The organism is Vibrio splendidus (assembly GCF_003345295.1).
Classification (GTDB): domain Bacteria; phylum Pseudomonadota; class Gammaproteobacteria; order Enterobacterales; family Vibrionaceae; genus Vibrio; species Vibrio splendidus_K.
Genome location: NZ_CP031055.1, coordinates 785,525 through 812,087 on the forward strand (window position 1 = coordinate 785,525; position 26,563 = coordinate 812,087).

General features: G+C 44.0%; 25 protein-coding genes. 14 read left to right on the plus strand and 11 right to left on the minus strand.

The window, feature by feature from the left end:
• Positions 1–25: 25 nt before the first annotated feature.
• Positions 26–886: a helix-turn-helix transcriptional regulator gene (locus DUN60_RS03505; protein WP_114633183.1), complete on the plus strand. Its 861-nt coding sequence runs from the start codon at positions 26–28 to the stop codon at positions 884–886.
• A 150-nt stretch (positions 887–1,036) separates the two neighbouring features.
• A complete protein-coding gene (locus tag DUN60_RS03510; protein ID WP_017084640.1) occupies positions 1,037–1,555 on the plus strand; it encodes a lipocalin family protein in 519 nt (172 codons plus the stop codon).
• Positions 1,556–1,650: 95 nt separating this feature from the next.
• Here the strand turns inward: DUN60_RS03510 and DUN60_RS03515 are convergent, their stop codons facing one another.
• Both DUN60_RS03515 and DUN60_RS03520 read right to left on the minus strand, forming a co-directional pair.
• Positions 1,651–2,025, minus strand: coding sequence for a hypothetical protein (locus tag DUN60_RS03515; RefSeq protein ID WP_114633184.1), 375 nt, complete (start codon positions 2,023–2,025; stop codon positions 1,651–1,653).
• A 76-nt stretch (positions 2,026–2,101) separates the two neighbouring features.
• Positions 2,102–2,407 (minus strand): monooxygenase, encoded by a 306-nt coding sequence (locus DUN60_RS03520; RefSeq protein ID WP_060982885.1) that lies wholly within the window; start codon positions 2,405–2,407, stop codon positions 2,102–2,104.
• A 156-nt stretch (positions 2,408–2,563) separates the two neighbouring features.
• Between DUN60_RS03520 and DUN60_RS03525 the strand changes: the two genes are divergently transcribed.
• Positions 2,564–3,475 (plus strand): LysR family transcriptional regulator, encoded by a 912-nt coding sequence (locus tag DUN60_RS03525; protein ID WP_114633185.1) that lies wholly within the window; start codon positions 2,564–2,566, stop codon positions 3,473–3,475.
• 28 nt (positions 3,476–3,503) lie between these two features.
• Here the strand turns inward: DUN60_RS03525 and DUN60_RS03530 are convergent, their stop codons facing one another.
• Positions 3,504–4,118 carry a TetR/AcrR family transcriptional regulator gene (locus DUN60_RS03530; protein ID WP_016791089.1) on the minus strand — a complete coding sequence of 205 codons (615 nt, stop codon included), beginning with the start codon at positions 4,116–4,118 and terminating at the stop codon, positions 3,504–3,506.
• Between the two features lie 256 nt (positions 4,119–4,374).
• Between DUN60_RS03530 and DUN60_RS03535 the strand changes: the two genes are divergently transcribed.
• The 7 genes from DUN60_RS03535 to cyoE all read left to right on the plus strand — a co-directional run bounded on the left by DUN60_RS03535 (position 4,375) and on the right by cyoE (position 14,120).
• Positions 4,375–5,490, plus strand: coding sequence for an efflux RND transporter periplasmic adaptor subunit (locus tag DUN60_RS03535; protein WP_114633186.1), 1,116 nt, complete (start codon positions 4,375–4,377; stop codon positions 5,488–5,490).
• Between the two features lie 8 nt (positions 5,491–5,498).
• On the plus strand, positions 5,499–8,597 hold the full coding sequence (locus DUN60_RS03540; protein WP_114633187.1) for an efflux RND transporter permease subunit: 3,099 nt from the start codon (positions 5,499–5,501) through the stop codon (positions 8,595–8,597).
• 743 nt (positions 8,598–9,340) lie between these two features.
• Complete coding sequence (gene cyoA / locus DUN60_RS03550; protein ID WP_077680639.1) at positions 9,341–10,237, plus strand: ubiquinol oxidase subunit II; 897 nt, start codon at positions 9,341–9,343, stop codon at positions 10,235–10,237.
• Positions 10,238–10,242: 5 nt separating this feature from the next.
• The gene (cyoB, locus tag DUN60_RS03555; RefSeq protein ID WP_114633188.1) at positions 10,243–12,324 is read left to right on the plus strand and encodes a cytochrome o ubiquinol oxidase subunit I; all 2,082 of its coding nucleotides are present in this window, start codon (positions 10,243–10,245) and stop codon (positions 12,322–12,324) included.
• Positions 12,314–12,931, plus strand: coding sequence for a cytochrome o ubiquinol oxidase subunit III (cyoC, locus tag DUN60_RS03560; protein ID WP_244212201.1), 618 nt, complete (start codon positions 12,314–12,316; stop codon positions 12,929–12,931). Before cyoB ends, cyoC begins: the two co-directional genes overlap by 11 nt.
• Positions 12,931–13,242, plus strand: a complete 312-nt coding sequence (gene cyoD, locus DUN60_RS03565) for a cytochrome o ubiquinol oxidase subunit IV (RefSeq protein WP_114633190.1) — start codon at positions 12,931–12,933, stop codon at positions 13,240–13,242. The genes cyoC and cyoD overlap by 1 nt, the downstream gene beginning before the upstream one ends.
• An 8-nt stretch (positions 13,243–13,250) precedes the next feature.
• Complete coding sequence (gene cyoE / locus DUN60_RS03570) at positions 13,251–14,120, plus strand: heme o synthase (protein ID WP_208638353.1); 870 nt, start codon at positions 13,251–13,253, stop codon at positions 14,118–14,120.
• Positions 14,121–14,256: 136 nt separating this feature from the next.
• Here the strand turns inward: cyoE and lepB are convergent, their stop codons facing one another.
• The 7 genes from lepB to DUN60_RS03605 all read right to left on the minus strand — a co-directional run bounded on the left by lepB (position 14,257) and on the right by DUN60_RS03605 (position 21,499).
• Positions 14,257–14,904, minus strand: coding sequence for a signal peptidase I (gene lepB / locus DUN60_RS03575; protein WP_114633192.1), 648 nt, complete (start codon positions 14,902–14,904; stop codon positions 14,257–14,259).
• Positions 14,891–15,133: a hypothetical protein gene (locus DUN60_RS03580; RefSeq protein WP_114633193.1), complete on the minus strand. Its 243-nt coding sequence runs from the start codon at positions 15,131–15,133 to the stop codon at positions 14,891–14,893. The genes lepB and DUN60_RS03580 overlap by 14 nt, the downstream gene beginning before the upstream one ends.
• Positions 15,134–15,508: 375 nt before the next feature.
• Complete coding sequence (locus tag DUN60_RS03585) at positions 15,509–16,582, minus strand: helix-turn-helix transcriptional regulator (protein ID WP_114633194.1); 1,074 nt, start codon at positions 16,580–16,582, stop codon at positions 15,509–15,511.
• Positions 16,583–16,945: 363 nt separating this feature from the next.
• Entirely contained in the window at positions 16,946–17,434 is a 489-nt protein-coding gene (locus DUN60_RS03590; protein ID WP_114633195.1) for a hypothetical protein, read from the minus strand.
• Between the two features lie 161 nt (positions 17,435–17,595).
• On the minus strand, positions 17,596–19,572 hold the full coding sequence (locus DUN60_RS03595) for an alkyl sulfatase dimerization domain-containing protein (protein ID WP_114633196.1): 1,977 nt from the start codon (positions 19,570–19,572) through the stop codon (positions 17,596–17,598).
• A 266-nt stretch (positions 19,573–19,838) separates the two neighbouring features.
• A complete protein-coding gene (locus DUN60_RS03600; RefSeq protein WP_114633197.1) occupies positions 19,839–20,828 on the minus strand; it encodes an efflux RND transporter periplasmic adaptor subunit in 990 nt (329 codons plus the stop codon).
• Positions 20,828–21,499, minus strand: coding sequence for a magnesium transporter (locus DUN60_RS03605; RefSeq protein ID WP_114633198.1), 672 nt, complete (start codon positions 21,497–21,499; stop codon positions 20,828–20,830). The genes DUN60_RS03600 and DUN60_RS03605 overlap by 1 nt, the downstream gene beginning before the upstream one ends.
• A 915-nt stretch (positions 21,500–22,414) precedes the next feature.
• Here DUN60_RS03605 and DUN60_RS03610 point away from each other — a divergent pair.
• The 4 genes from DUN60_RS03610 (at position 22,415) to DUN60_RS03625 (ending at position 26,028) form a co-directional block, all read left to right on the plus strand.
• Complete coding sequence (locus DUN60_RS03610; RefSeq protein WP_114633199.1) at positions 22,415–23,350, plus strand: LysR family transcriptional regulator; 936 nt, start codon at positions 22,415–22,417, stop codon at positions 23,348–23,350.
• Positions 23,351–23,567: 217 nt separating this feature from the next.
• Positions 23,568–23,945, plus strand: coding sequence for a lactoylglutathione lyase (gloA, locus tag DUN60_RS03615; protein WP_054546693.1), 378 nt, complete (start codon positions 23,568–23,570; stop codon positions 23,943–23,945).
• Between the two features lie 14 nt (positions 23,946–23,959).
• Positions 23,960–25,057 carry an alkene reductase gene (locus DUN60_RS03620; protein ID WP_114633200.1) on the plus strand — a complete coding sequence of 366 codons (1,098 nt, stop codon included), beginning with the start codon at positions 23,960–23,962 and terminating at the stop codon, positions 25,055–25,057.
• Between the two features lie 110 nt (positions 25,058–25,167).
• Positions 25,168–26,028: a DMT family transporter gene (locus DUN60_RS03625; RefSeq protein ID WP_114633201.1), complete on the plus strand. Its 861-nt coding sequence runs from the start codon at positions 25,168–25,170 to the stop codon at positions 26,026–26,028.
• A 90-nt stretch (positions 26,029–26,118) separates the two neighbouring features.
• Here DUN60_RS03625 and DUN60_RS03630 read toward each other — a convergent pair whose 3' ends face one another.
• A complete protein-coding gene (locus tag DUN60_RS03630; protein ID WP_054546690.1) occupies positions 26,119–26,547 on the minus strand; it encodes a MarR family winged helix-turn-helix transcriptional regulator in 429 nt (142 codons plus the stop codon).
• Positions 26,548–26,563: the final 16 nt, after the last annotated feature.

A 26,563-nucleotide genomic window follows, 5' to 3' on the forward strand; every position in this document is an offset into this window, starting at 1 on the left:
TATTAAAACGTCACTGAGCATCACAATGAAAGGTTACTTGGAAAAAGTGCCACAACGAATTGGCACATCATGGCGCTATAAGAAAATCGTCGAGAACTGTAAAAGCTATGGTTGGCACCGACATGAAGAGTACGAGATCGCGATTCATCGTCACTTTACTGGCCATAGCTTTATTGGGCATCACCAAAGCGATGTGTTTCACAACCACATGATCTTGGTTGGGCCAGATTTACCTCATGCTATCTATTCGGACGAGAGCGCTGATGATTCGCGAATATGTGAAACGCACGTAGTTTGGTTTCGCAAAGATTGGATAGAGCAATTGATAGCGTGCTGTCGAGAGCTCGAACCGCTACGTGTATTGCTAGAAGAATCAAAGAAAGGGCTTCAGTTTTCACCCGCGACTGCAGAGAAAGCGACGGAATTGTTGAATAAGGTGATGAACCAGTCGCCACATCAACAACTGCTTACCTTGTTCTCTTTGTTTGCACTTTTGCTTGAGGATCAAGAGGTAGTGCAGTTGATTAACCCTGTCTTCAACTCGGATGATGAAGATGAAGTCAGCGATAAGTTGGACAAGGTTGAAGCTTTCTTGGTGAACAATTTTAATCACGACATCTCGGTTAATGACTTAGCCAAGCATCTCTACATTAGTGAGAGTAGCGTTAGGCGCTTATTTCAAAAACACTACAACGAGAGTTTTAGTCAAAGGCTAAAGAAAATTAGGCTCAATGTGGCGTGTGATTTATTGATTAATACTTCACTGCCAGTGAATCTGATTTTGGAGAAAGTGGGATACGACAACCAAGCCAACTTTAATCGCCAGTTTAAATCGTATAAGCAGGTGACTCCGACTCAATATCGAATAGCAATGAAACACCATTGATTCATTCACAGACTAAACCATTCACATAAGATTCTGAATAAATTACAGTTAGGTGAACTTTAAAAATGGATTTAACGTATTACCAAGGATGTAAGTTTATGTTTTCACAAGGCTTACTCTCATTACTAATAAAAAAAAGCCGAGGTTAGGATGAAAAAAATATTATTGCTGCTTAGTGTGATTCTATTGGGTGGTTGCGTTGGCATGCCTGAAACGGTTAAGCCCGTTCAACAGTTCGAGTTGGATCGATACCTAGGGAAATGGTACGAAGTGGCTCGTTTAGACCATTCGTTTGAGCGTGGCTTAGACAACATCAGTGCCGAATACAGTCTGCGTGATGATGGTGGCGTTAAGGTGATTAACCGCGGCTATTCGGCTGAAGATGGCGAATGGAACGAGGCGGAAGGCAAAGCGTATTTTGTCGAAGGCAGCGAACAAGGCTATCTGAAGGTGTCGTTCTTTGGTCCATTCTATGGCGCTTATGTGGTGTTTGAGTTGGATAAAGAGAACTACCAATACGCGTTTGTTTCGGGCCCAGATACTGACTACTTGTGGTTACTTTCAAGAACACCAGAGGTTGCGCCAGAAGTGATGGAGAAGTTCAAAGCGATGTCTAAAGAGCGTGGCTTCAATACTGATGAATTGATTTACGTTGAGCACAGCAAATAAGCTGAGCGCGCGAAGTTAACGACAGTTGATTGAGAAAAAGGAACAGATGAAGAGTGCACCTGTTCCCTTTTTATTGGTTTCGTGTTTTGTATGAACTAGCCTTGTCGACGAACCTGCAACACGCTGAGCACCGATAGTGAAAGGAAGAACGCAGGATCACTCCAGCCGAAGCCAACAAAAATGCCTGTAAACGCGGCATACAGGGTGATGATGGCACCCAGCATGTTGGCCACAACCAAACCTTGGATGAGCTTTTTGGCACTGACTCCGGGCTCAATATCTCGCAATAACCAGCTTATCGCGGCGATACCACCAAGGAAGATACTGGTGTGTTGAGAGAGAAAATAAGCGTACCTATCATTAATTTCCACGCCGTACATAGGCCACATGACCGTTGGTAGGAAAAACAACGCGAAGGCAAACCCTGCGTAAATGATGCCGTGTAGGCCTAAAAACGTTTTATTGTTCATTTGTTATCTCTCTATCTCGTGCCTTTCGCTGTTTCTATTTTCATTTCAATCGCTTTGTTTTCATTCAGCGAATTAACTAGTCGTTGATTGGGCCTTTGTTAATGGTAGTTAAAGGCTGATTAACGTCAAAAATCACACCACGTACTTCGTCGACGCCCATCTGTTTAAGGCGAGCGCTATGCATCGCTAGGTACGTCTCTGCACTGAGTTGGTCTTCAAAAAGATAGACACCACCGCCCAGTTTTTCAGCTTCATTTTCTGTCCAGATTTTCCAGATCATACCCGGTTCGTTGTTAATAGACTTTGCTAGGTCAACGAGTGCGTTCGACATCTCTTCACCAAATGGGCCGCTAAATTCAAAATCGACTTGTAATAATTTCATGGTTATTTCTCCAAACAGTTACTTGGTATTGCGCTGAGACTCATGGTCATTTCGCAAAACATAGGAGGCTTGATTGCCTGTTGAAATAGATATTACCTGTAAAAAACAGACAGAAAAGTTCATAATATAGTTAATAAATGTCAGGATTTTAGACCAATGAGATTAAAGACCACCCTCGACCAATGGCAAACACTCTATGAGATAGACCGGGCTGGCAGCATTCAGGCGGCGGCACTGCAATTGAATAAGAGCCACACCACGCTGATTTATGCGTTGAGAAAACTGGAAGATCAACTGGGCGTGTCTTTGGTTCAGGTTGAAGGTCGTCGGGCGGTACTGTCGGAAGACGGAAAGTCGCTGCTGCGCCGAGCGAGTAGCATGTTGGAACAAGCTCGCGAGCTAGAGTTGATTAGTGAACAGCTAGCAAAAGGTATGGAGTCTGAAATTGTGGTGGCGGTTGATCATTTGTGTTGTCTTGAGCGCCTTTACAAACCTATGGCTGCGTTTATGGCTGAGAATAACACCACATCAATACAAGTGATTGAAACTTCATTGTCTAAGACCACGGAAATGGTCATTCAAGAATTGGTTGATGTTGCCATTATCAACTTACCGATCACCAATTATCCTGCTGAAGCCTTTGGTTTTACGATGATGGAGCCTGTCGTTGCTTGCTCGCACCCGTTAGCTAGCATGTCATCCATATCGCTTAATCAGCTGTCGTCTCTTCCACAAATTGTGGTGAGAGATTTAGGTGCTCAAGCTAGTCAAGGCAGTAAAAAACAAGGTGAGAAAAAGGATGTAGGGTGGTTGAAGTCGAGTCAGCGTATTACGGTGGATAATTTCGACCATGCGTTTGGCGCGGTAGGGCAGGGTGTGGGCTATTGCCGATTGCCTAAGCACATTGTTGAAAGTCGAGGAAGTGACAAGCTCACTGTGTTGAACGTGGAAAATGGCAGTGGGTATCACGTTCCGCTGCACCTGACTTTGCCAAAAGGAGCCAAGACAGGCCCTGCTGCTAATCGTTTCTATGAACTGCTTCTTGAATCAGCCCAGAATGCGGACTAGGTGCTATGAGAAACTTAGCTATGGGCTATTAACGAGGTTGGTTGCCGTTTAAGAATAGTGCGACACATTCACGCGTGTAGTGAAGTCTTTCATCTTGTGACTCACCGCTATCGTGTCCGAAGAATCCCCAATACGCCGATTTGCCGTGAAACATCAGCAACAGTTGGCGTGCAGCAATGACTGGTGAGCTTGATGTCGACAGTGTGAGATCACCAGATTCTATTTTCGACTGTAGGTAATCGGCGAGTAATTTTGTGGTTTTCTGAGGCCCAGTTTCTAAATAGATTGAGGCGATCTCTGGATGCGTATTCGCTTGGCTAATGGCATTTTGGAAGGTTTGTCTAGATTGCTCATCAAGTAACAAATCCTGAAATTTCACACCAAATTTCACCAACTCATCACCCACCGCTGCATCCATATCAAAGGCAGCAGGACTGAGTTCTCGCTCCGCACACTTGGTTTGCATGCAGGTTTCGAAAAGTTCGTCTTTGTTTTTAAAGTGAGAGTAGACCGTTTGCTTGGAAACGTTCGCTGCTTTGGCTATCTGATCCATATTGATCTTGAAGCCATGTTCAGAGAAAAGTTGGCTGGCTGCGGTTAAGATCTGCGATCTCTTCTGTTCACTCTTGATGATTTTAGTCACGTGCTTGCTTCTCGTTACTTAGTGTTGGGTCGTTACCTAGTGCTGTCTCGTTACTTAGTTCTGTCTCGTTGCGTTTGTATCTTTAAATATTTGTCTGAGTGTTTCTCGATACAGGCTAAGCATTATGCTTTTTGTGATGGTTTTATCAATCATTAACGATGAAACTTATTTTTAACATAATCAAACTAGACAGTCTAGTTTGATTTGGTTAGTCTAAAAAAAGAACATAATTGAGTACCGCATAGGAACAGTACGTATGTATAAATTGATGAAGGGAAGCGCAGTAGCAGTGGCGTTGTCGGCTTTTCTTGTTGGATGCGGCGAAAAGGAACAAGCCCAAGAGTCGGATGATTCAACCGCTAAAACGACTTCGAGCGTCCAAACCATTTTAACCGTGGAAACGATGGCTTTGGCGCTGTCTTCTTCTTATGCAGTACAACGCGAATATGTCGGTGTCGTTAAGGCGGGACAGCAGGCTAATTTAGGTTTTGAATTGGCAGGTAAAGTGCGAGAAATCTTAGTTGATGTCGGTGACACAGTAACCGAAGGCCAACCGCTAATCAGATTAGATATCCAACTGTTGCAGACCGAAGCTAGCCAACTGAAAGCGCAAGCCGACGAAGTGGAAGCTCAATTGAGCTTGGTGGCGGCAAACTTGAAACGCCAACGTTCATTAAAAGCCAAAGGTTTCAGTGCGGAAGCTGAAATTGACTCGCTGACCAGTGAGCAACGTGTGTTGCAAGCAAACTTGTTACGTATTGATGCGTCTGTGAAAGGTAATGACCTAAAACAGGTTAAATCTACGGTGCGTGCCCCATACTCTGGCACCATCGCGACACGTTTTGTCTCACTAGGAGATGTGGTGAATGTGGGCAACCCAACACTGACACTGCTTGCCTCTGAAGGTAAAGAAGCGTTCATTGGTATTCCTGCACATCAAATGCAAAAAGTGACTTCACTTTCCTCACCAAGTATTCGAGTCGGGCGTAGTGAGTACGCGGTGAACTTGCTGAATCCTGGGGCGATGGTGGATACTCAATCTCGCAGTGTCGGCTTACGTTACCTTTTTCCTGATCAAGCTTCAGTATTAGAAGGGCAGCTTGCTTATCTTAAGTTTGATGAGCAAATTGATGACCAAGGTTATTGGGTTCCATTAACCGGTTTGATTGATGGTCTGCGCGGTGTGTGGAACATCTTTGTGGTTGGTGAAGATAATAAGGTGGAGCGCCGAAGTGTTCAGGTGCTGTTTGCCAACAATCAGCAAGCTTATGTGAGCGGTGCGATTACAGAAGGCGAGCAGGTGATAGCCAGTGGCTTACATCGTTTGGTTCCGGGTCAAACTGTTAATCCAGCAAGCGTTTCTGCTGAATAGGAAATAGTATGAAAATCATAGAGACTATTTCCAACACTCGACTACTTATTTTAATGACCGCGCTGCTCATGGTGAGTGGTATTTCTGCGTTCATGACGCTGCCGCGTGCAGAAGATCCAGTCATCATCAACCGTTACGCGAACATTACTACGAGCTTCCCTGGCGCCAGTGCCGAACGTGTTGAAACCTTGGTTACTGAGGTGATTGAGAACAAGCTGCGTGAGCTGAGTGAAGTTAAGTTAGTGAGCTCAACCTCAAGGCCGGGCGTGTCTATTGTCACGCTCGAATTGAATGACACCATCACCGAGCCAGAACCCGTCTGGTCTCAAGCTCGTGACAAGCTATCTGACATCGAATCTATTTTGCCAGCGGGCTCTCATTCTCCCGATCTCGACAGCGACCACACCTATGCCTTTACCACGATTACCGCGCTGACTTGGTCTGGTGCAGGTGAGCCGGATCGACTGACGCTTGGCCGTTATGCCAAAGAGTTAGCCAAACGGTTGAGAACCTTATCGGGTACTGAATTCGTTGACGAATACGGGATGCCACAAGAAGAGATTCAAATCAGTTTACGCACCGCAGACGCTGCTGCCCTTGGGCGTTCAAGTGCCAATATTGCAGAGTCTCTTGAAGGAGCGGATGCTAAAAACTCTGCCGGTGAATTAGTCAGTGCGTATTCTCGCTTTGGCTTAGAGATTAAGTCTGAACTTGATTCCATTGAACGTATTAAACAAGTGCCAATAGCCACTGATAGCAAAGGTCACATTATCCGTATGGAAGACATTGCTTCTGTGAAACGTGGTGAGAAAACCCCACAAGACCAGATTGCCATTATTGATGGTGAGCCGGGTGTGATTGTCGCGGCAAGAATGCATCCTGATCTGCGAGTCGATAACTGGACGTCGCGAGCCAACGCGCTCATCAGTCGATTTGAGCAAGAGCTGCCGAGCAATATTCAGGTCAACGTGCTTTTCAATCAGCAAGGCTATACCGAAACACGCTTGGACGATTTGGGCAAAAGTTTGATGATCGGTTTCGTGCTGATCTTGATTGTGTTGTTTGTCACTTTAGGCGTGCGTGCCGCGATCTTAGTGGCGATTTCTCTGCCGTTAACCTCATTACTGACCTTGTCGATCATGAAAATGACCGGTGTGCCGATTAACCAAATGTCGGTAACCGGCTTGATTGTGGCATTAGGCATCATGGTCGATAACGCGGTGGTGATGGTCGACACCATTCAAGCTTACCGATTGAAAGGGCAACAGCGAGCAGAAGCGACCATGAATGCATTGAAGCATTTATGGGTACCGTTGTTAGGTTCCACTTTGACTACCGTTTTGGCGTTTGCACCAATCATTTTGATGCCGGGCGCATCGGGTGAATTCGTTGGCGGTATTGCGATTACGGTGTCTTTCTCGTTGATAGGCTCTTACATAATCTCGCACACCTTAATCGCAGGCTTAGCGACCAAGCTACTGCCGGAACAACTCAGCGATGTTGATAAGAAGGGGCAGCATCATTGGTACATGACGGGCTTAAGAATTCCTGCACTAACACGTTGGTTCTCGTCTTCTGTTCGCTTTGGTGTCACGCATCCAATCATCACTATTGCTTTGGTGTTGTTGGTTCCGTTTACGGGTTACTGGAGTATGTCTCAGCTGACTGAGCAATTCTTCCCGCCATCTGATAGAGACATGTTTGAGATTCAGGTTTACATGCCGCCGCAAGCGAGTGTTTATGCTACGAAGAATACCTCTGAAAAAATAGACGATATCATTCATCGCTACCCAGAAGTGGAACGCATTGATTGGCTAGTGGGCGCGAACTTCCCATCGTTTTATTACAACCTACAAGCGAGGCAAAACAACGCGCCGTACTTCTCGCAAGCGATGGTGAAAACAGAAAACTTTGATCAAGCCAATGCGCTAATTCCAGAACTTCAAAAGGTGTTAGATAAAGAAGTACCACAGGCGCAGATCTTGGTACGAAAGCTTAATCAAGGGCCTCCATTTACCGCGCCCGTTGAGTTGCGCGTTTATGGTGAAAATCTGGATACGCTCAAAGCGATTGGTGAAGATGTACGCTTGATTCTTGCAGGTGTCCCTCATGTGACTCACACAAGGGAAACACTGCAACCGGGTACGCCGAAGGTGTGGTTGAAGGTCGATGAAGATACCGCGAAACTCAACGGTATTTCATTGAACCAATTTGCTGGCATGTTGCAAACCACACTAACTGGTCGTGAAAGTGGCTCGGTGATTGAGGGCAGTGAATCGGTGCCAATTCGTGTTCGTGTCGCGGATGACGCGCGTGAGGATCTTTCGCACCTGAGTAATATTCGTTTGCCGATCAGTTCAGATGTCTACTCAACCGGTATCAATGTGTCTACCTTAGCCGAGCTTGAACTGACGACCAGTCGCGGTGCGATTACTCGTCGTAACGGGCAGCGTGTGAATACCATCGAGGGTTACATTGAAGCGGGTGTTCTACCTCAAACCGTACTTAATGAATTCCAAAAACGCTTAGCAAGCTATGAGATGCCATCGGGTTACACCATTGGTTTTGGTGGCGAATCAGCGGAGCGAGACAATTCAGTCAATAGCCTGATCTCGAATGTCGCTGTTGTGGTGGTATTGATGGTTTTGGTGGTGGTGATGTCGTTCAACTCGTTCCGAATGAGTAGTATCATCTTCATGGTAGCAGGATTGGCTGGTGGGCTAGGGCTGTTGTCGGTATGGATCTTCGGTTATCCGTTCGGCTTCACGGTGATCATCGCCATGCTCGGGATTGCGGGCTTAGCAATTAACGCTGCTATCGTGATTTTGACGGAATTAAAACTCGATAAGCAAGCCTCATCAGGCAATGTGGATGCGGTGGTAGAAGCTGTGATGTCGTGTACTCGTCATATCAGCTCGACCACGATTACAACCGTTGGTGGCTTTATGCCGTTGATTATTGCTGGTGGCGGTTTCTGGCCCCCATTTGCGGTCGCGATTGTCGGCGGTACAGTATTAACCACCCTTATCTCGTTCTACTTTGTGCCTGTGGTTTATCATTTGATGACTAAAAATCAGCGCAAAACCGTCGTCGAACCAACAGCATAATCTCTTCTTTGGTGACCCTTACTCCTCTCTATTGAGGGGAGTAACACCCACTTAAAACCCATCAAAATACTCATGAAATCGGCTTTTTATCCCCATTTCTGCCCGTTTTCTGCTGCGTATAACTGACATGATTATCATAAAAAGCAGGGTGTTATTTGAATTCCTGATGGGTTGCTGTCTGAAGTGATGCCTTTTCTAAATACCTTTAAAATCTTATGTGAATTCATAAATTTGACAGTCATCACACTTTGCTTAATTCGCTCTTTCTAATGTAATCAATCATTATTGTTTTTACTGCGTGTTTACTTTTCTCTCTCCCGTTTCGCTTTAATCCTTTTCCGCACATGGCTCGACTCGTGTGGCACGTTCATGTTGTGCGTCTGAATTGCATCAATTTCCTACATCTTACTTTCATAACTGGAAGGTTAGTTTCCAAGTTTGTTTGGTGAGCTTTCAATTTCAACTCCTCATAATGCGCCAAATGTAACAATGTATTTCAAAGTGTAACAATTAAGTCATATTTTTTGTGTGGTTTTAACCGTGCGGCAATGTTTCGGCTACGCAGCACTGTCGTTTTAACTTGGCAGTTCAACTGTTCAACTGTCGACTGTTCAAGATAGTGGCTAATTCCGTTTCGCTTTGAGATGCGTCGTTTCACATGCTCAACACATAAATATTCTAATGACCATGACAACCAGTACTCGGGCGTTCGTTCTGAGGCTGGATAACCATCGAGAAAGTTAATGGAAGCTTCAAGATATAAACGCATTTTATCGAGAGCAAATCTGTCGAGGATTGGTTTGGTGGGAACCGTCCTGATGCTCGAAGGATGTAACTCCGCATTGCTCGACCCAAAAGGTAGCGTTGGCGTTCAGGAAAAGGAGCTGATTATTACTGCTCTGTTGCTGATGCTGATTGTCGTCATCCCCGTGATCCTGATGACCATCTACTTTGCTTATAGATACCGTGAAAGCAACACCACAGAAGAGTATGCACCTGACTGGGCGCACTCAACCAAGATTGAAATAGTGGTATGGACGATTCCAATCATCATTATTGCGATTCTGGCCACCATCACTTGGCGAACAACACACGAACTAGAGCCTTCCAAGCCTCTGGAGAGTGACGTTAAGCCTATGGTGATCGAAGTGGTCTCTCTGGACTGGAAGTGGCTGTTCATCTATCCGGAGCAAAACATTGCGACGGTTAACTATGTTGCGTTCCCGAAAGATGTACCGGTGACGTTTAAGCTAACTTCAGACAACATCATGAACGCGTTCTTTATCCCGCGTCTTGGCTCGCAGATCTACGCGATGCCGGGAATGGTGACCAAGCTGAATTTGATCGCGAACCACGAAGGTGACTTCAAAGGTTTTGCATCGAACTACAGTGGTAAAGGGTTCTCTCAAATGAAATTCACCGCATCAGCCATGCCTGATCAAGTGGCGTTTCTAAACTGGGTGGAAAAAGTGAAAGCTAGCCCAGACCGTATTGAAGACTGGGAGCAATTCCGTTCATTGGCTGCGCCGAGTGTGGCTGAACCTGTGACTTTGTTCTCCAGTATCCCACCATTTTTATTCACTGATGTCGTGACCCAGCACCCTGGTTCAATGAACTGTTTGCCGGAAACCCAAGGATAATCGTCATGTTTGGAAGATTAACTCTAGACTCAATTCCCTACCACGAACCCATTATTTTGTTCACGTTAACCATGATCGCTTTAGTGGGTGGTTTAGTGGTGTATGCGGTAACAAAAGCCGGTAAGTGGCAATACCTTTGGAATGAATGGTTTACTTCTGTAGACCACAAAAAATTGGGCTTCATGTACATTGCGGTCGCTATGGTGATGTTAGTTCGTGGCTTTGCCGATGCCGTCATGATGCGTAGTCAGCAATTGCTTTCTGCAGCGGGTGAGACAGGCTATTTACCGCCACATCACTATGACCAGATCTTCACGGCTCACGGCGTGATCATGATTTTCTTCGTCGCGATGCCTTTGGTTATCGGCCTGATGAACATCATTGTACCGCTGCAAATTGGTGCTCGTGATGTTGCGTTCCCTTACCTCAATAACCTGAGCTTCTGGCTGTTTGTGGTGGGTATCATCCTAACCAACATGTCACTGGGCTTAGGTGAATTTGGTCGTACGGGTTGGTTGGCGTATCCGCCGCTTTCCGGTATTGAGGCAAGTCCGGGAGTCGGGGTCGATTATTGGATATGGGCGCTGCAAATATCCGGTGTGGGTACCACGTTAACGGGTGTGAACTTCTTCGCGACTATTTTGCGCATGCGTACTCCGTCTATGCCAATGATGAAGATGCCAGTATTCACGTGGGCATCTCTGTGTGCCAACATCCTGATCATCATCTCTTTCCCAATCCTAACGGTCACCATCGCGTTACTGACTTTGGATAGATACATCGGCACGCACTTCTTCACCAATGACCTTGGTGGCAACGTGATGATGTATGTGAACCTGATTTGGGCATGGGGACACCCTGAGGTGTACATCCTAATCTTGCCTATCTTCGGTGTGTTCTCTGAAGTGACTGCAACTTTCTCACGTAAAAAATTGTTTGGTTATACCTCACTGGTATGGGCAACGGTGGCTATCACTATTTTAGCGTTTGTGGTTTGGTTGCATCACTTCTTCACCATGGGGTCTGGCGCTAACGTGAATGCCTTCTTCGGCATCGCGACCATGATTATCTCTATCCCAACCGGGGTTAAGATCTTCAACTGGCTATTCACCATGTACAAAGGTCGTATCCGCTTCACCACGCCAATGATGTGGACAGTGGGCTTCCTAATCACCTTTACCGTTGGTGGTATGACGGGCGTATTGATGGCAGTACCGGGCGCAGATTTCATTCTGCATAACTCAGTATTTCTGATTGCTCACTTCCACAACGTGATCATCGGTGGTGTTGTCTTCGGTTGTTTTGCTGCGATTGGTTACTGGTTCCCGAAAGCGACTGGTTTCACTCTGAACGAGCTTTGGGGCAAACGCGCATTCTACTGCTGGATCATCGGTTTCTTGATGGCGTTCTTGCCGCTTTACGCTCTGGGCTTTATGGGCATGACGCGTCGTTTGAGCCAAGACATTAACCCTGAGTTCTTCCCTCTACTGGCGGTTGCGGCTGCTGGTACGGGCGTGATTGCGATGGGTGTGGTGTGTCAGTTCGTTCAGATTTACGTGAGTGTTCGTGACCGCGACCAAAACCGAGATCTAACCGGTGACCCATGGGGTGGACGTACATTCGAATGGGCAACGTCTTCACCACCGCCGTTCTACAACTTTGCGAAATTGCCTAAGGGCGATGAGATCGATTCGTTCTGGTATCAAAAGCAAAGTGGTGAGTTTGACCCAACTCAGGAAGAAGAGTACGAACGTATTCATATGCCGAAGAACACACCGACAGGCATTTATGTGTCGGCATGGGCGTTGGCATTTGGCTTCGCAATGATCTGGTACATCTGGTGGTTAGCAGCAGCAAGCTTAGTGGGCATCGTGGTGACGTGTATTCAACACAGCTACAACGACGATGTGGATTACTACGTGGAAGTTGAAGAGATCAAAGCGATTGAAGCGGCTCGACGTGCACAGCTTGCAGAAGCGAAGAAACAGTCAGTGAAAGGCGACAACTCTGGTCGTGGTAACAGCGCTGACGGTGACAGTGATAACAACAAAAATAAAGATGATTTGGAGACGACGTATGCAAGCTAAGACTCCGTCACACACTTATGATCTTGCACACTCGCATGATCATCACCACGAAGCGGCGGGCAACAAGTTGTTTGGCTTCTGGGTTTACTTGATGAGTGACTGTGTCCTGTTTGCCACGCTTTTCGCGACTTATGCCGTGCTTGAGAGTGGATCTATCGCAGGGCCGACAGGCAAAGACATCTTTGAACTGCCGTTCGTGTTTGTCGAAACCATGATGCTGCTGTTCAGTAGTATCACCTTTGGCTTTGGCATGATTGCAATGAAGCGCAAAGACGTTACCGGACTGAAGCGATGGATAAAAGTCACTTTCGTATTGGGCTTAACCTTTATCTGTATGGAAGTGTATGAGTTCCATCACTTGATTGCAGAAGGTTATGGTCCTCAAGAGAGTGCGTTTCTTTCTGCGTTCTTTACCTTGGTTGGCACACACGGTTTGCACGTAACGTTTGGTCTGATTTGGATGGCGGTGGCGTATCACCAACTTTCAACCAAAGGCTTGAACGACAACATGTCGATGCGTTTCCAGTGCTTAAGCCTGTTCTGGCATTTCCTTGATATCGTTTGGATTTGCGTATTTACCATCGTGTACTTAATGGGGGTGATGTAATGGAACAGCATCTAGACAGCGGTGCAACGGATTATGTGAAAGGCTTTATTGCGTCACTAATTTTGACCATTATTCCGTTCTACATCGTGTGGGAGCATGCGCTTCCAAGCACTGAAACTTACGTGATCTTGTTCGGTTGTGCGCTGGTGCAAATCTTTGTGCACTTTAAGTACTTCTTACATATGGAAGCGAAATCTTCCGATGGGCGTTGGAACTTGGTGTCATTGATGTTTACTGCCATTGTTGTATTGATTCTTATCGCTGGCTCGGTATGGATCATCTACAACATGAACGTCAACATGAAGTTGTAGGCCAAGGTATGCTGAAAAAATATTTGTCTATTACCAAACCGGGCATCATTTTCGGCAACCTGATTTCTGTTGCGGCGGGGTTCTTCCTCGCCGCAAAAACAGAACCAGCCAGTGCGATGTTGTTACTGACGACATTAGCGGGTGTAGGGCTTGTGATTGCATCAGGTTGTGTGGTGAACAACATTTTTGACCGAGATATCGATCAAAAAATGAAACGCACCCAAAACCGAGAATTGGTTCAAGGCAATATTAATACTGATGTCGCTTTTATCTATGCATTGGTTTTATTGCTAGTGGGTACGGCATTGTTGTTCAAGTATGTGAACCCGATGTCGGCGGTTGTGGTGTTGCTTGGCTATGTGTTTTACGTCTTTTTCTACACCATGTGGTACAAGCGTAATTCGGTTTACGGCACCTTAGTGGGAAGCATCTCTGGCGCGGTTCCTCCATTGGTTGGCTACCTTGGCGTTACTAACTACCTGAGCTTAGAAGCCGTTCTATTGTTCATCATGTTCTGTTTATGGCAGATGCCACACTCGTATGCGATTGCGATGTTCCGTATTCAAGACTACCGCGATGCAGGCATTCCTGTATTACCGGTGAAAGAGGGTGTCGACAAAGCACATCAGCACATGAAAGCGTATGTGGTGGCGTTTGGTGCAGTTGCTCTGGGGTTATTTTTACTCGGAGAGGCGGGTTATGAATACCTAGCGGTGTCGGCGGCCGTTTGCTTTATGTGGACCAAAGTGACATTCCGCAAAGTCGATTGCCTCAACTACATCCAGTGGTCAAAGACAGTGTTTAAGGTGTCCCTGTTGGTGGTCATGAGCATCAGTGGTGTACTCGGTTTAGAGCTGATTCCTTTGCACTTTCTGTAAGCCCATATAAATAATAAAGGTAACGTGGGATACCCCGCGTTACCTATTATTAATCGACAGCTACTATCATTATTTATAATCTAAAAATTTAGCTATTGAAGTTAGCCCGGTTAATTTACATCTGTCATCACAATGTTTAACAACTTCTGTTGAGGATATTGTAATCAGATGAGCTTCTTAAATTACAATTTAACTTACGGCTACCGTTTGCTACGTTGAGTATCACTTTGTTATAGATACCGTTAACATTATTAATGTCTGCATATCCGAAACTATCAAAGGTTGAATCATAGGAGTGATCACGATTATCACCTAACACCATTATTTTACCTTCAGGAACGTGCCAAGTAAGATTACTTTTAAATAAATTTGATTTTTCTTTTGAATACCTTACATTATAATCGTGAAGACCAATTTTCTCGTTTATATATATGTACCCATCTTCTTCATTTGTTATTTCATGAGACACCTTTATACCATTAATATAAAGTTTACCCATGTCTAACATAATAATATCACCCGGTATACCAATCACTCTTTTTCTGAATGAAATGTTTTCAGAACGGTGTTTTGGAGGGTGCAGGAACCGAATGACATCACCGTGTTCAGGATTGTATCTACCCAAACGAACACCATTAACCGTGGTCCAGTACTTCCCTTCAAAAGTAGGCGCCATACTTGCTCCAGTGTTGGCGTTGATTGAGCTAGAGAAGTAGTAAAATAGTATAAAAATCCAGAATGTTAGAGAAGTGGATGCCGAGATTACCCATTTAACGATCTTCATGTTGGACCCTACGGCTGCAATACTTCTCGGCCAATAATGTTACGCTGTAGTTTGCAAAAATAAATGAGCCATAAGTCAGCGCTAATACAGCAATGATTTCAAGAACATCGTTGAATCCACCATTAAACAAGTTCTTACATAAGAAGTAGTAAAGGAAGACACTAAGACTAATGAAAGTAATTGTTGTCACCAATAGTGACCATTCTAATTTTGATAAGTTTTTGTTCATTACAATTAAACCATAAATAGAAATATGATGGGTAAAACAAGTAATCGGCTCATTAATTTAAATGGTCGATACCAATAAAATGGAAGACGATGTGTAATGCTAGTCGATTTATAGTTGAGACGATAAAGTTCATCAACAAAAATCTGTAATATTTTTTTAACCACAGATAAGCCTAATTTATTATTTTAGTGTGTAGATTGTGGCAGTAAAATCTGACGTTTTTTGTCTAAAACTGGAAATTAGTTAAAATATTTTTTAAATTTAATTTTATTTGATATATTTATAATTTCTAATAAATATATCATGGCATGAATGTGTATTAGATTTTTACTTGGAGGAGCCAAGGTTGAAATTAATATATGATGACTATGCTATCTAATGTGAATAGACATTCATCGCTTGTTTAAGGTCTCGTATTACATCTTGACGTAGTTTTAATGGCTCTAAAATTTCCACACAATCTGCGTTGTGAATGAGCCAATGTTTAAAATCTAAGCTATCTCTAGCCCTTGCTCTGACAATGTAGTGGCTTTTCGATGTTTCTTCTATTTCCTGGCATTCACTCAGTTTAAATTCATTTACAAACTTGCTGTTACCTTCAGAATCTCTCATCATTTTAAGTAATACTTCGAACGTTTCACCGCCGTTAACCCATTTACCCTTTGTCGTCGATAGATAAGCGTGGAGGCAAAATTCAGACTTGTTACCCATTGAAAAACTTTGATTTGAGCGTATTTCAATGTTGTTTATCTTGTGCATCGTATAGGTACGCATTTCTCCAGACATGGAGCTACCGTTAGAGCTTCTTTTGTAACGCTCTCGAGCGACAAGATAAAAGACTTTTTGATAGACAAACGAAGCGTATGGATCAACCTCACAGCGATGATTGTTGTAATCAAATGAGAGTACTTGTCTATTTTCAAGTGCACTTTCTATGTCATAAAGCACGGATTGTTCAACCTGTGGCGCTACAAAGTCGTAGCAACTTACTTGAATTTTGAATGGTGCGCTATTTAGCGTTGTTTTTGCTCTTGAAATAAGCCTTAGGGCGTCGTTGAGTTTCGCTCCTGCTGACGGCAAAAGCCGTTCTCGCAATTGATTGCCAATACTACCTAACATTGAGATTGAATCACTTAATCCAGGGTTTACATCAAAATCAACGCCTTCTTTTACTTTATAACGAGCTTTCGATGCAGTCCCGTCACGTACTAATAACTCCGAATGCCCGGCCGGACCAGAACCTTGGACTCCATGGTATTTATATACGGAGTCTAATATGCGCTCTGCCCACTTTTGTTGAGCCTCTTGTGAGGTGTCTCCACGGTAATAAAAAGGCTCTTTTCGAACATCATCAAGATACTCTTTAGGTGTGAGCCCCTGCTCCTTTGTTGAAAGTAAAGTGAGGCAGTGTAAATAGCAATAGAAGTCACCAAATGCTTTTGTAGACATGCTTTCTCTTATCTTTGATTCATGATGTGCCGTATTTAACCACAAATTTATTTTGGAGATTCGCAGGAAGTCACATTTTTTTTGTGGATATTATTGTAATTGATTTCTTTTTCACCAATTACAGAGGGTATTTTGTAACTATTTGTTTTTAGGTTGAATTTTGAACAAAATTGCAAGGTGGAGCTTACATTAAGTGATGTTAATTCCAATAATGGTGGCTTTATATAATTGAGAGGGGAGTGGTTTGTGATTTTGAAGTGTTTTTAATCAGTTAGCACACTATTTTCTTGCTATCGGCTCGTTATCGTTTGTGCTCAATATTGAGGGGAATGCCATTGAGCAAGTAAGGTTAGAATGAGTCGATCACTCAGCAAAAATATCATTGAACCAAGCTTCTAATTGCTCGCGTTTATCTTGGGGGCCATTGATTACCACTAATCCATTCAGTGTAGCTTGATCCCAAGAGATCGTTCCGTTGGTCAATGCATCGAACACGTCGAGCTCTGTAATAAGCAATAAATCGTTCTCTGTCGGCAAAGTGTCTCTTCCTGAAACGTTCACGCCTTTTTCAATGCTGATTTGGCTGTAGTGACCTTTAATCGCTTCAAATAGGTTGAACTTAATCTTGTGTGGATGTGCTTTGCCAAGTGCTGATTGGATTGCAAAAAGGCGGAAATGGTCAGGTTTATTTAAATTGCCAAATTCGTCACCTTGTCTTGCATTGATTATGTTGCCAAAGACTTCGAGAGAGCCCGGTTCAGTGATCAAGCTAAGTCCAGTATCCTGATGTAGGCCGCAGGCAAAAACCAGAGATGAACTGAGTGAAAGTAGCAGAGCGAAACGTTTTAGCATCTAGAAACCTTAAATTGAACGAGTAAATTTCCCATCACGTCATCATTAAAGTTGATGTGAACGGATGAGATTGAAAAAAACACAATAAACAAAAGGGACCACGAGGGTCCCTATATTTATCCGCTTGCTATCCTAGCGAGCCCTTAACTAACGTGTGTCAGTTAGCGAACGATGAGCATGATCTCTTCTGGAGTCATTGCCTTATCGAAGTAGCTCATGAATTGACCGAATCCTTTGATGTCGCCATTCGAGAACTTGAATGCACCAGACTGTAGGTTGGTACCTATCACTTGTTGAGCATTAGGGCCAGCCATCAGGACTTGGTTCAGCACTTGACGAGAAGTGTTGATTTGAACATCTGCGCCTTCTACGGCTGTTTCATGAAGCTGTGCAATACCGTTACGAACTTCGATAGTGAATGACTCATTCGTATCAGAGAAGTTGTACGTTAGCGCCATGTTTACATCTAACGTGCTTTCTGCAATTAGAGTCGACGTCATCATGTCGAAGATCTGCTTACTTGGTAGGGCTGTTAGAACGTCAACAGAAGCGAAGCTGATCATGTTAGAGAAATCACGACTACCTTCTAGTTCAGCTGCAGCATTCAATGCCCAGTTGCGCCAGTTGATGTTCACTTGATCGGCAGACCATGCTTTGTAAGCTTGTGCTTTCAGTAAGCGTGCTTCCATGTCGTCTTTGTTTACCGTGATTGGGTAAGAAAGAATCTCTGCTGCAAAGGTGTAGTTCTCAGCCTTAATTGCGGCTTGTGCAGTAGTAAGGATGTTGTCACGACCGCCCATGATCTCTACGAATGCTTTAGCGCGTTGCTCGTAAGCCATTGGCTCTAGCTGCCATGGATCCGCTTCGAAGAAACCGTTGTAACCTACGTAAATCTGACGCACGGCATGTGCCACAGTGCCGTAGTGCTCACCTAACCAAGGGTGCTCTGCAAGGTGCTTAGGAAGTTTAACCACTTCAACTAGCTCGTCTGGCGTCATACCTTTGTTCATGTAACGGATAGTTTGGTCATGCGTGTATTGAATCGCATCACGGTAGGCCGTTAATACGTCAGATACCGCTTCTTTACCTTCAACAGGACGACCGTGAGAGTTAATCATGATCTCAGTGTCGAACTGACGCATTATGTCGATGCCCTTGAACCACATTGATGGGTCACGGAATTTAGTACCACGGATGGTGTGAAGGTTCGGGAAGTTTTCGCCTTGAAGTACTTCAGCCGCGTGCAGGATTTTTTGCTCTGGGAAGTAAATCACTAGCTCATCTTTGGTTTCAGATGGCACGTTTACGATCTGCATGTGAACACCAGAGATTGTGATGTCTAATGTGCCATTTTTTTCAACGAGCATATTAGGCTCAATGAACGAGATATCACCTTGCATGAAGCGAGGGCCAAGGCCATCGTTTACTGTCCCGTGCTCGCCTTCTTCAACGTGTTTTGCACCTGTGTAAGAAGTGCGGTGACCAAACAGTGTACCTAGGTTTGAAGACCAGTTAGCTACAGCTTGAGTCAGATCTTCTTGAGCGATGATTTTCACTTCACCAGAAGCCACTTGCTCATCTGTTGCCCATGCACGAACACCAGAAATGTGGTCAATGTGGTTGTGCGAGTAGATGATCGCTTTTACTGGTTTGTCTGTGATTGCGCGGAATTGGTTTTTTACCGATTCGGCCATTTGTACTGATTCGCCTGGATCAACAATGATGATGCCATCGTCACCTTCGATCATGACTGGAGTGTCTAAACCAAAACCGTAACCAAGGTAAACATTGTCATCAACTTTGATGATCGCTTGGTCCATCTTACGACCGTGCTTGGTTAGGATTGGGTGTACGTGATCAGACTCTTCTGTGAAAGCCAGTGAATCGCCCGTTTTTGAAAGCACTTGGATACGTTCGCCTTTGCCCCAGAACATGTTTGATTCGTGTTCGAATAGAACCTCGCTTTTGTAGCGCGCATCAAGATCGATGTTTTGGTATTGAGCTGCATTTGCGGTTTGAAGCTCTTGGCCTACTTTCGATGTCGCTTCTACAGTTGGAGTTGCAGATGCAAAACCAGAAGCAAATAGAGCGCTCGCGATAGCAACAGGAAGCGCCATTTTTTTGAATGTATTAGTCATGGTCGTGACCTTATGTTTGGATACAGGAATTGGATTTCTTGAGCCAAATGATAGAGGTGGGAAAGGTCGCTATCTACGCGCTAATAGGATATCGATATATCGTTTTTTCGATGATTTATTTATCTAATGATTGTATTAACGATTTATATTGATCTAAATCAATTAGTAAGTGGGGCTTGCAACAGATACAAAAATGCCCTGAAATTCAGGGCATTTAATTTGGAACTAATGGATGTTATATAAGTGTTTACCGAGAACCTCAGTACTTACCAAGCACCTAAGTATGACTTGTAAGATTGTAGGCGAACCGTTGCTGCGCCGATTACATCAATAAAGCCCCAGAATGGATGTGGCTTCTCAGCTGAAATCCAAGCTGCGCCAGCTGAACCAATTGGGATATTGAAACCTTCTGGTTCGATGATCTCAAGTACGATGGTACGGCCTAAACCGTTACCGTTTCTTACCACGTGTTGACCGACGCTTTGTGGCCCCTGAAGTGGAGAAATACTCGACTCACCCGTACCTGCATTAAAGCTGTGTACTTTTGCTCGGAACACATGCCCTGGGTAGGCATCAACGAAGAACTCTGCGAAGTCTCCTACTTGAACATAGCCGTAAGTTTGGTCTGAAATACGCATCTCAAGGAATTTTTTGCTGGTGTTGTAGAGGTGCATGTTACCCATTACTGAACCTTCAGCAATATTCACTATCGATACCTGACCATCAAATTCAGCTCTAATGGTTTTCTTCTCTTGCGCCCAATTTACTTTTTGTAGATCGGCTTTTAACGATACAAGTTGAGCGTGCAGCACTCGAAGGTCTGAGTCGTATTTTTCTACGTCACGCATATTGAAGATTTCAGGTGACGTTTCAGCACGCTCTAAGTCGCGATTCATTTGCTTGATCTCTTCTTCTTTCTGAATAATTGAAGATTCGATCTTTGCTTTGTCGGCGGCAGAGTCAATGTCGACGAGTGTGTAAATTACGTCGCCTTCTTTAACCATTTGGTTGTGCTCAACAAGCACTTGGTCGATCTGCTGGCCAAAGATAGGTGACATCACCGCGTGTGGTGCTTTCACTGTGGTTGAGTTCGTTAAATCAACGGGTGCCCACAAGCGAGAGATAACTGCTAATATCGCAAGAATCGTTACACCGCCAATGGCAGCCCACGTGTAGTTTTTGAAGTTCTTCTTAAGTGCGCCTGTCGCAAACAGTGACCATACAATTAGGATGTATGGAATCATCATCTCTTTCATTATGCGACCTCTTTTTCTGTAGGGGATGGTTTTGTTGGAGCCTTTTCTTCTGAAGCCTGTTCTTTTGAAGATTGCTCTACTGGAGACTGTTGTGTTTGAGACTGATTTGTTTGAGACTGATTTGTTTGAGACTGATTTGTTTGAGACGGCTCTGTTACCGATTGTTCAGGTGATACGTGGACTGCAGCTGTCTCTGTATTGGCCGCGTCTTGTTTAGGTTGTACACCACGGCGAATCACATCACTCAGTGATTGACCAATATGTTTCCAATTCGCCAACGCGATAACCAAGGCGATAACCCAGAATGTTTTGCTGATGAAGAGTCCGCAAAGTGACAGTGCAAACACGATCTGTACGTGAGCGCTTTTGTGCTCTTTTGCTTTATGTACACCCAGTTCATGCAACTGCCACATGCCGTAAACACCGGCTAATACCACAGCAATTGTCACTGAAAACAAGTAACCAGAGAAGTACTCCATCTGGAAGAAGTTCATCATCATTTCATTGGGATGGTTGTTGAATTGAGACATGTCGATGTCTTTAGAATGGATAGTGCCCAATGGTGCGAGAGCCCATGCACCAGCAAACATCACCGCCATAAACAGGCAGAATTTAATCAAGACCATAGCAACGGCCCAGATCTTCTGGAAAACGATTTTTATAAAGTTCATATCTCAACCTACATCAATAAGAAGAGAGAATTTGCAGCCTAGAAGTCACCTTTAATGACATCTTAAAAAGTAGATGTTTATTATGTGGGTAGATTGGTACTCATAATAAACAAAAGTAATAGATGACATTTAAAGTGATATTGCTCAGTCCAGACAACCGATTCTCGGTATCAAGAAGCGAATATGCTCCTCTACAAATCAATCTCTATTATTTGTCAGCAGACGTAAATTAGATGGCTATGAGGCGTTCGAATTAATATTCGTGCGGCTTTTCAGCGACTGTCTTTATTACGTGTATTACCTCGGCAATCGAGGGGCTCTTCCATGACAATTGACATACCAAAGTAAAACATTTGTCAGTTTTCTGTTTGGGCTGATAATTGATTTGTTAGCAGGATAATAGGAAGAGTTTTGACCAGTATCTACCCAGAATTACGATTTGATAATATCGTAATTACGATTAGTAGTTATAACTCTAAATCGGTAGGTCGATTTATTTGAAAAGGCTCATATAGACATAGAAAACATTGTTCATTAACTTGGTTTGGATCAAGGAAATGATTAATAAAATCATCAGTAAGTAATTTATTGAAATTGATATTTTTACACATTTTTTACACTAGAAAGAGTGATGGATATGAATGATGAAATATATATGACTGATAATAAGTTTGGTCCGTAAAGGGAGTTATTCACTGAGTATTTGCAAGCTATATTAATGATATGCCAAATGTATGAGTATAGTTGTTAGAAAAGAAGTCTTTGTTGAATGTTGAATTAAAAATATTGTAGCTATTATTGGTCAAATGTATATCCCAATGCGTTGAACAAAGTGTCATGAAAAGCGAGACAATTGTATGTTCTATCGTTTTTACGATAGCATAGCACTAATGGTCGCCTAATGAGTAATGATATATGAGCAACGACATCCCCAACTTCAACCTACTTGCCGTGTTTTCTGCGGTGATGGAGCAGGGCAGTTTAAGTAAGGCTGCGGATCAGCTCAGTACCAATCAATCGACCATCAGTACCGCATTAGCACGCCTAAAAAAAGAGATTGGCCAAGAGCTTTTTGTTCGAAAAGGACGTGGTGTTGTGCCCACATCCTATGCCCAAAGTTTGTATGAACAGATCAAAGCGCCGATCAATGAATTGAATGGCGTGTTTCAATCGATGGCTAGCTTTGATGAGCGAGTCTCTGAACGTAAGTTTGTTATTTCTTGTCCCGAACATCTTCAGTGGGTACTGCTCGACAGCTTTGCGGCGCTTCCCAATCAAAATTTGTCGCTAGAAGTCTTTGATCAACCAGACAGTGATGATCGCATCTATGAAGATCTTTTGACGCAAGAGTTCGATGCCATGATTGAGATAGTGGTTCCTGAACACCCAAGTATTGCGAGTGAAACCCTGTATCAGGGAGACTTTGCCATCGTGTGCCGTTCGGGGCACCCTCGCATTCAAGGTGAGATCAGCGAAGCGCAGTTCATGAGTGAAAAGCATGCCGTATTAGACAGAACGCGACGTAAAGTTCGCAGCTTGAGTCATTATACTTCTTTGGATTTAACCAAACGCAAAATCGCATTTCACGGACGGTCGCTGTTTAGCAATATTTTGCTGTGTAGTCAGTCGGATTATATCACGGTAGTCCCACTCTCTATGGCTCTGCAGTTCCAAGAGAGGCTCGGCTTACAACTCTTTAAGCCTCCTTTTGATTATGAGCAAATGTCTCACTACCTGATTTGGTTGAAGAAGCAGAATAGCGACCCTGCTCATAAATGGTTCAGAGAACAAGTGATTAATACGTCTGATGCAATGTCGAAAACTCTTAAAGATAGGCGTTTACGGTTTTAGTTAAGAGTCTAACTCGAAGGGAAGTATTGGCTTCCCTTTTTTGTGTCATTGAGTTCGATCTAGCCATAAAATGCATAACAAAAAATTATCACATTGAGAATTTTTGATAATTTCCTTAATTCCTCGCTGAATCGTATTATTTCACTCAGAGATTAGTGGATAACCTCCACTCAAAATAATAACGGCGCCATGCTTGTGGTGCTAATAAGGGCGAAATATGAAATTCCTACACACAATGATCCGAGTTACTGATTTAGACAAGTCTATCGAGTTCTACACCAAGGTATTGGGAATGACGGAACTTGAACGCCATGAAAACAAAGACTACCGCTACACATTGGTTTTTGTTGGCTACGAGCAAGGTGGTACGACGATCGAGCTAACGTACAATTGGGATACGAATGAGTACGAGATGGGCAGCGCGTTTGGTCATCTGGCATTGGGTGTAGACGATATTTACGCAGCATGCGACAAGATCAAATCGCTAGGTGGTAACGTCACTCGCGAAGCGGGTCCAGTGAAAGGTGGTTCAACTCATATCGCTTTTATTACTGACCCAGACGGCTACCAAATCGAACTGATTCAACTAGGTTAATCGAGGATATAACAATGACAAATGCATTATTTCAACCAATTCAACTTGGTAATATCGAGCTTAAAAACCGTATTGTTATGCCACCGATGACTCGCTCACGTGCGACGCAACCTGGTAATTCAGCAAACGACATGATGGCGGATTACTACGCTCAACGCGCTTCTGCAGGTTTGATTATCGCTGAAGGCACACAAATTTCACCTATGGGCCAAGGTTACGCTTGGACTCCGGGTATCTATTCTGACGAGCAGATTGCGGGTTGGAAAAAAGTCACCGATGCAGTACATGACAAAGAGGGTGTTATCTTCGCTCAACTTTGGCATGTAGGCCGTGTAACACACCCAGATAACATCGGCGGTGAACAGCCAATCTCGTCTTCTGCACTTAAAGCAGAAAACGTAAAAGTATTCATCGATAACGGCACTGATGAGCCGGGTTTTGTGGATGTGGTTGAACCTCGTGAGATGACGAAACAAGACATCAAAGCAGTGGTTGAACAGTATCGCCAAGCGGCTTTGAATGCGATTGAAGCGGGCTTTGATGGTATCGAACTTCACGCAGCGAATGGTTACTTGATCAATCAATTTATCGATTCTGAAGCAAACAACCGCAATGACGAATACGGTGGTTCAATTGAAAACCGTTTACGTTTCCTTGGTGAAGTGGTTGAAGCTATGGTTGAAGCGATTGGTGCTGACCGTGTTGGTGTGCGTCTTGCTCCGTTCACATCGTTGAATGGTACGGTTGACGCTACGCCAGTAGAGACTTACACAGCAGCGGCAGCACTACTTAACCTATACAAAATTGTTTACCTGCACATTGCAGAAGTAGATTGGGACGATGCACCTGAAACGCCAAAAGCATTTAAAGCGGCAGTTCGTGAAGCTTACGATGGTGTCCTAATTTATGCGGGTAAATACGATAGCGAGCGTGGCGAAAAAGCCGTTGCTGAAGGCGTAACTGACATGGTTGGTTTTGGTCGTCCATTCGTTGCTAACCCAGATTTACCTGCTCGCATTCAAAATGGTTACCCGCTAGCGGCGCACGATCCAAACACATTGTTCGGTGGTGCTGAAAAAGGTTTAACGGATTACCCAGAATACGCAGGCTAAAAACAGCTGCCTGAAGCAGAGTATTGAGATAGTATCTTGATCCTGTTGAATGTTTATAAAAAGCAACCTTGCAGAGTCGGGTTGCTTTTTTTGTTATTGGACCAAGTAAAATGATGAAAGCGATGCGCGGAGAGCTTTACCTCCTATTTGCAACCCTGTTAGCTGGGATTGGATGGATTGCATCTAAGCTGGTGGTATTGGAAATGCCGGGGCCAGTGTTCATTGGTGTGCGATTCCTCGTCGCGAGTTTGATTCTTTTGCCATTTTGTATTCATCATATTCGTAAGCTTTCGCTTAAGCAGGTTCTTTCTCTTTGCGGCGTTGGTTTGCTGCTGTCTGCCTCTTTGCAGGTATGGGTGTTTGCAGTATCGGTGACAGAAAGCTTGTCGGAAGGGGCATTCATCATGAGCCTCGCCATGATCATTGCGCCGTTTGTTTCTTGGATTATCTTCCGAGTGAAACCGAATCGTGCATTTTGGATGTCTTTCCCGATCGCGATTATCGGCATGCTACTGCTGACTTTGGGCAATGGTTGGAATGTAGAGCAGAGTCAGATTTACTTCTTGCTAGCATCGATGTTGTTGTCTGTTCACTTTGTGATGAACAAACGTGTGATTACCAATATTAAACCTATCGCATCAATCTGTGTGCAACTGTTTGTGGTGGGTGTGAGTGGTTTAGCCTTTGCTTCCATGACGACTCAGCCGGAGTTCGAAATCACCAAAACTTTAGTCTTCTGGTTTATCGTGTCTGCGGTGATCGCGACGTCTATCCGTTACTTATTACAAACCGTTGGTCAGCACTCCGTGAACATGGAAGTGGCGGCATTGATCATGATTCTTGAGCCCGTGTGGACATTGTTATTGAGTGTCAGCGTGTTGGGTGAAACGGTTGAGATGCAAAAGTTGCTAGGCGGAGCGGTGATTATTGGTTCGCTATTTTGTTATATCAAATGGTCGAGACGAAAATAAAACACTCGGCGCAAGGCCGAGTATTGTTTGTTAGTGTATGTTTAGAACTCATTAAGCATGCACTAGCAATAAGATCCGGTCACAGTAAGATCAGATCGCTGCGACCATCTTTTGAAGTAGCTTGATCATCTGCTGTTGTTCTTCAGCGTCCAACTCATTCATTAATTCTTTGTTTAAACGAATAGGGATTGGAACGAGTTGTTCTTCGAGTGCTTTCCCTTTTTCCGTTAAGTAGATTCTGAAAGAACGACGACTGTTTGGATCGGCTCTGCGTTCAACCAACTCAAGCTTTTCTAGCTTGTCTAATGTTCGTGTTGTTGTCGAATTCTCGACTTTGGACTTCGCAGCAATATCACGCTGTGTAAGTCCCTCTTCTTCCCAAAGGCACATCATGGTTGGCCATAGAGCAATGGTTAAGCCATGTTCCTTCAATTCCGTGTCAAAATCTTTGGTCGCTTTATTGGCGATCACATTGATCATCCAACCAAAGCTTTTTTGTCTATCAAACTCTTCTGGCATCTTTCGCTACCTAATT

What these genes read in the sequence shown, in the direction of transcription:
- DUN60_RS03505 (WP_114633183.1), top strand. Translation starts at nt 26, where the DNA reads ATGAAAGGTTACTTGGAAAAAGTGCCACAACGAATTGGCACATCATGG.
- DUN60_RS03585 (WP_114633194.1), bottom strand. Translation starts at nt 16,582, where the DNA reads ATGTCTACAAAAGCATTTGGTGACTTCTATTGCTATTTACACTGCCTC.
- DUN60_RS03600 (WP_114633197.1), bottom strand. Translation starts at nt 20,828, where the DNA reads ATGAAAGAGATGATGATTCCATACATCCTAATTGTATGGTCACTGTTT.
- gloA (WP_054546693.1), top strand. Translation starts at nt 23,568, where the DNA reads ATGAAATTCCTACACACAATGATCCGAGTTACTGATTTAGACAAGTCT.
- DUN60_RS03520 (WP_060982885.1), bottom strand. Translation starts at nt 2,407, where the DNA reads ATGAAATTATTACAAGTCGATTTTGAATTTAGCGGCCCATTTGGTGAA.
- DUN60_RS03610 (WP_114633199.1), top strand. Translation starts at nt 22,415, where the DNA reads ATGAGCAACGACATCCCCAACTTCAACCTACTTGCCGTGTTTTCTGCG.
- DUN60_RS03595 (WP_114633196.1), bottom strand. Translation starts at nt 19,572, where the DNA reads ATGACTAATACATTCAAAAAAATGGCGCTTCCTGTTGCTATCGCGAGC.
- DUN60_RS03510 (WP_017084640.1), top strand. Translation starts at nt 1,037, where the DNA reads ATGAAAAAAATATTATTGCTGCTTAGTGTGATTCTATTGGGTGGTTGC.
- cyoC (WP_244212201.1), top strand. Translation starts at nt 12,314, where the DNA reads ATGCAAGCTAAGACTCCGTCACACACTTATGATCTTGCACACTCGCAT.
- DUN60_RS03540 (WP_114633187.1), top strand. Translation starts at nt 5,499, where the DNA reads ATGAAAATCATAGAGACTATTTCCAACACTCGACTACTTATTTTAATG.
- DUN60_RS03605 (WP_114633198.1), bottom strand. Translation starts at nt 21,499, where the DNA reads ATGAACTTTATAAAAATCGTTTTCCAGAAGATCTGGGCCGTTGCTATG.
- DUN60_RS03625 (WP_114633201.1), top strand. Translation starts at nt 25,168, where the DNA reads ATGATGAAAGCGATGCGCGGAGAGCTTTACCTCCTATTTGCAACCCTG.
- DUN60_RS03590 (WP_114633195.1), bottom strand. Translation starts at nt 17,434, where the DNA reads ATGCTAAAACGTTTCGCTCTGCTACTTTCACTCAGTTCATCTCTGGTT.
- DUN60_RS03535 (WP_114633186.1), top strand. Translation starts at nt 4,375, where the DNA reads ATGTATAAATTGATGAAGGGAAGCGCAGTAGCAGTGGCGTTGTCGGCT.
- cyoD (WP_114633190.1), top strand. Translation starts at nt 12,931, where the DNA reads ATGGAACAGCATCTAGACAGCGGTGCAACGGATTATGTGAAAGGCTTT.
- DUN60_RS03620 (WP_114633200.1), top strand. Translation starts at nt 23,960, where the DNA reads ATGACAAATGCATTATTTCAACCAATTCAACTTGGTAATATCGAGCTT.
- DUN60_RS03580 (WP_114633193.1), bottom strand. Translation starts at nt 15,133, where the DNA reads ATGAACAAAAACTTATCAAAATTAGAATGGTCACTATTGGTGACAACA.
- cyoB (WP_114633188.1), top strand. Translation starts at nt 10,243, where the DNA reads ATGTTTGGAAGATTAACTCTAGACTCAATTCCCTACCACGAACCCATT.
- cyoA (WP_077680639.1), top strand. Translation starts at nt 9,341, where the DNA reads ATGGAAGCTTCAAGATATAAACGCATTTTATCGAGAGCAAATCTGTCG.
- DUN60_RS03525 (WP_114633185.1), top strand. Translation starts at nt 2,564, where the DNA reads ATGAGATTAAAGACCACCCTCGACCAATGGCAAACACTCTATGAGATA.
- cyoE (WP_208638353.1), top strand. Translation starts at nt 13,251, where the DNA reads ATGCTGAAAAAATATTTGTCTATTACCAAACCGGGCATCATTTTCGGC.
- DUN60_RS03515 (WP_114633184.1), bottom strand. Translation starts at nt 2,025, where the DNA reads ATGAACAATAAAACGTTTTTAGGCCTACACGGCATCATTTACGCAGGG.
- DUN60_RS03630 (WP_054546690.1), bottom strand. Translation starts at nt 26,547, where the DNA reads ATGCCAGAAGAGTTTGATAGACAAAAAAGCTTTGGTTGGATGATCAAT.
- lepB (WP_114633192.1), bottom strand. Translation starts at nt 14,904, where the DNA reads ATGAAGATCGTTAAATGGGTAATCTCGGCATCCACTTCTCTAACATTC.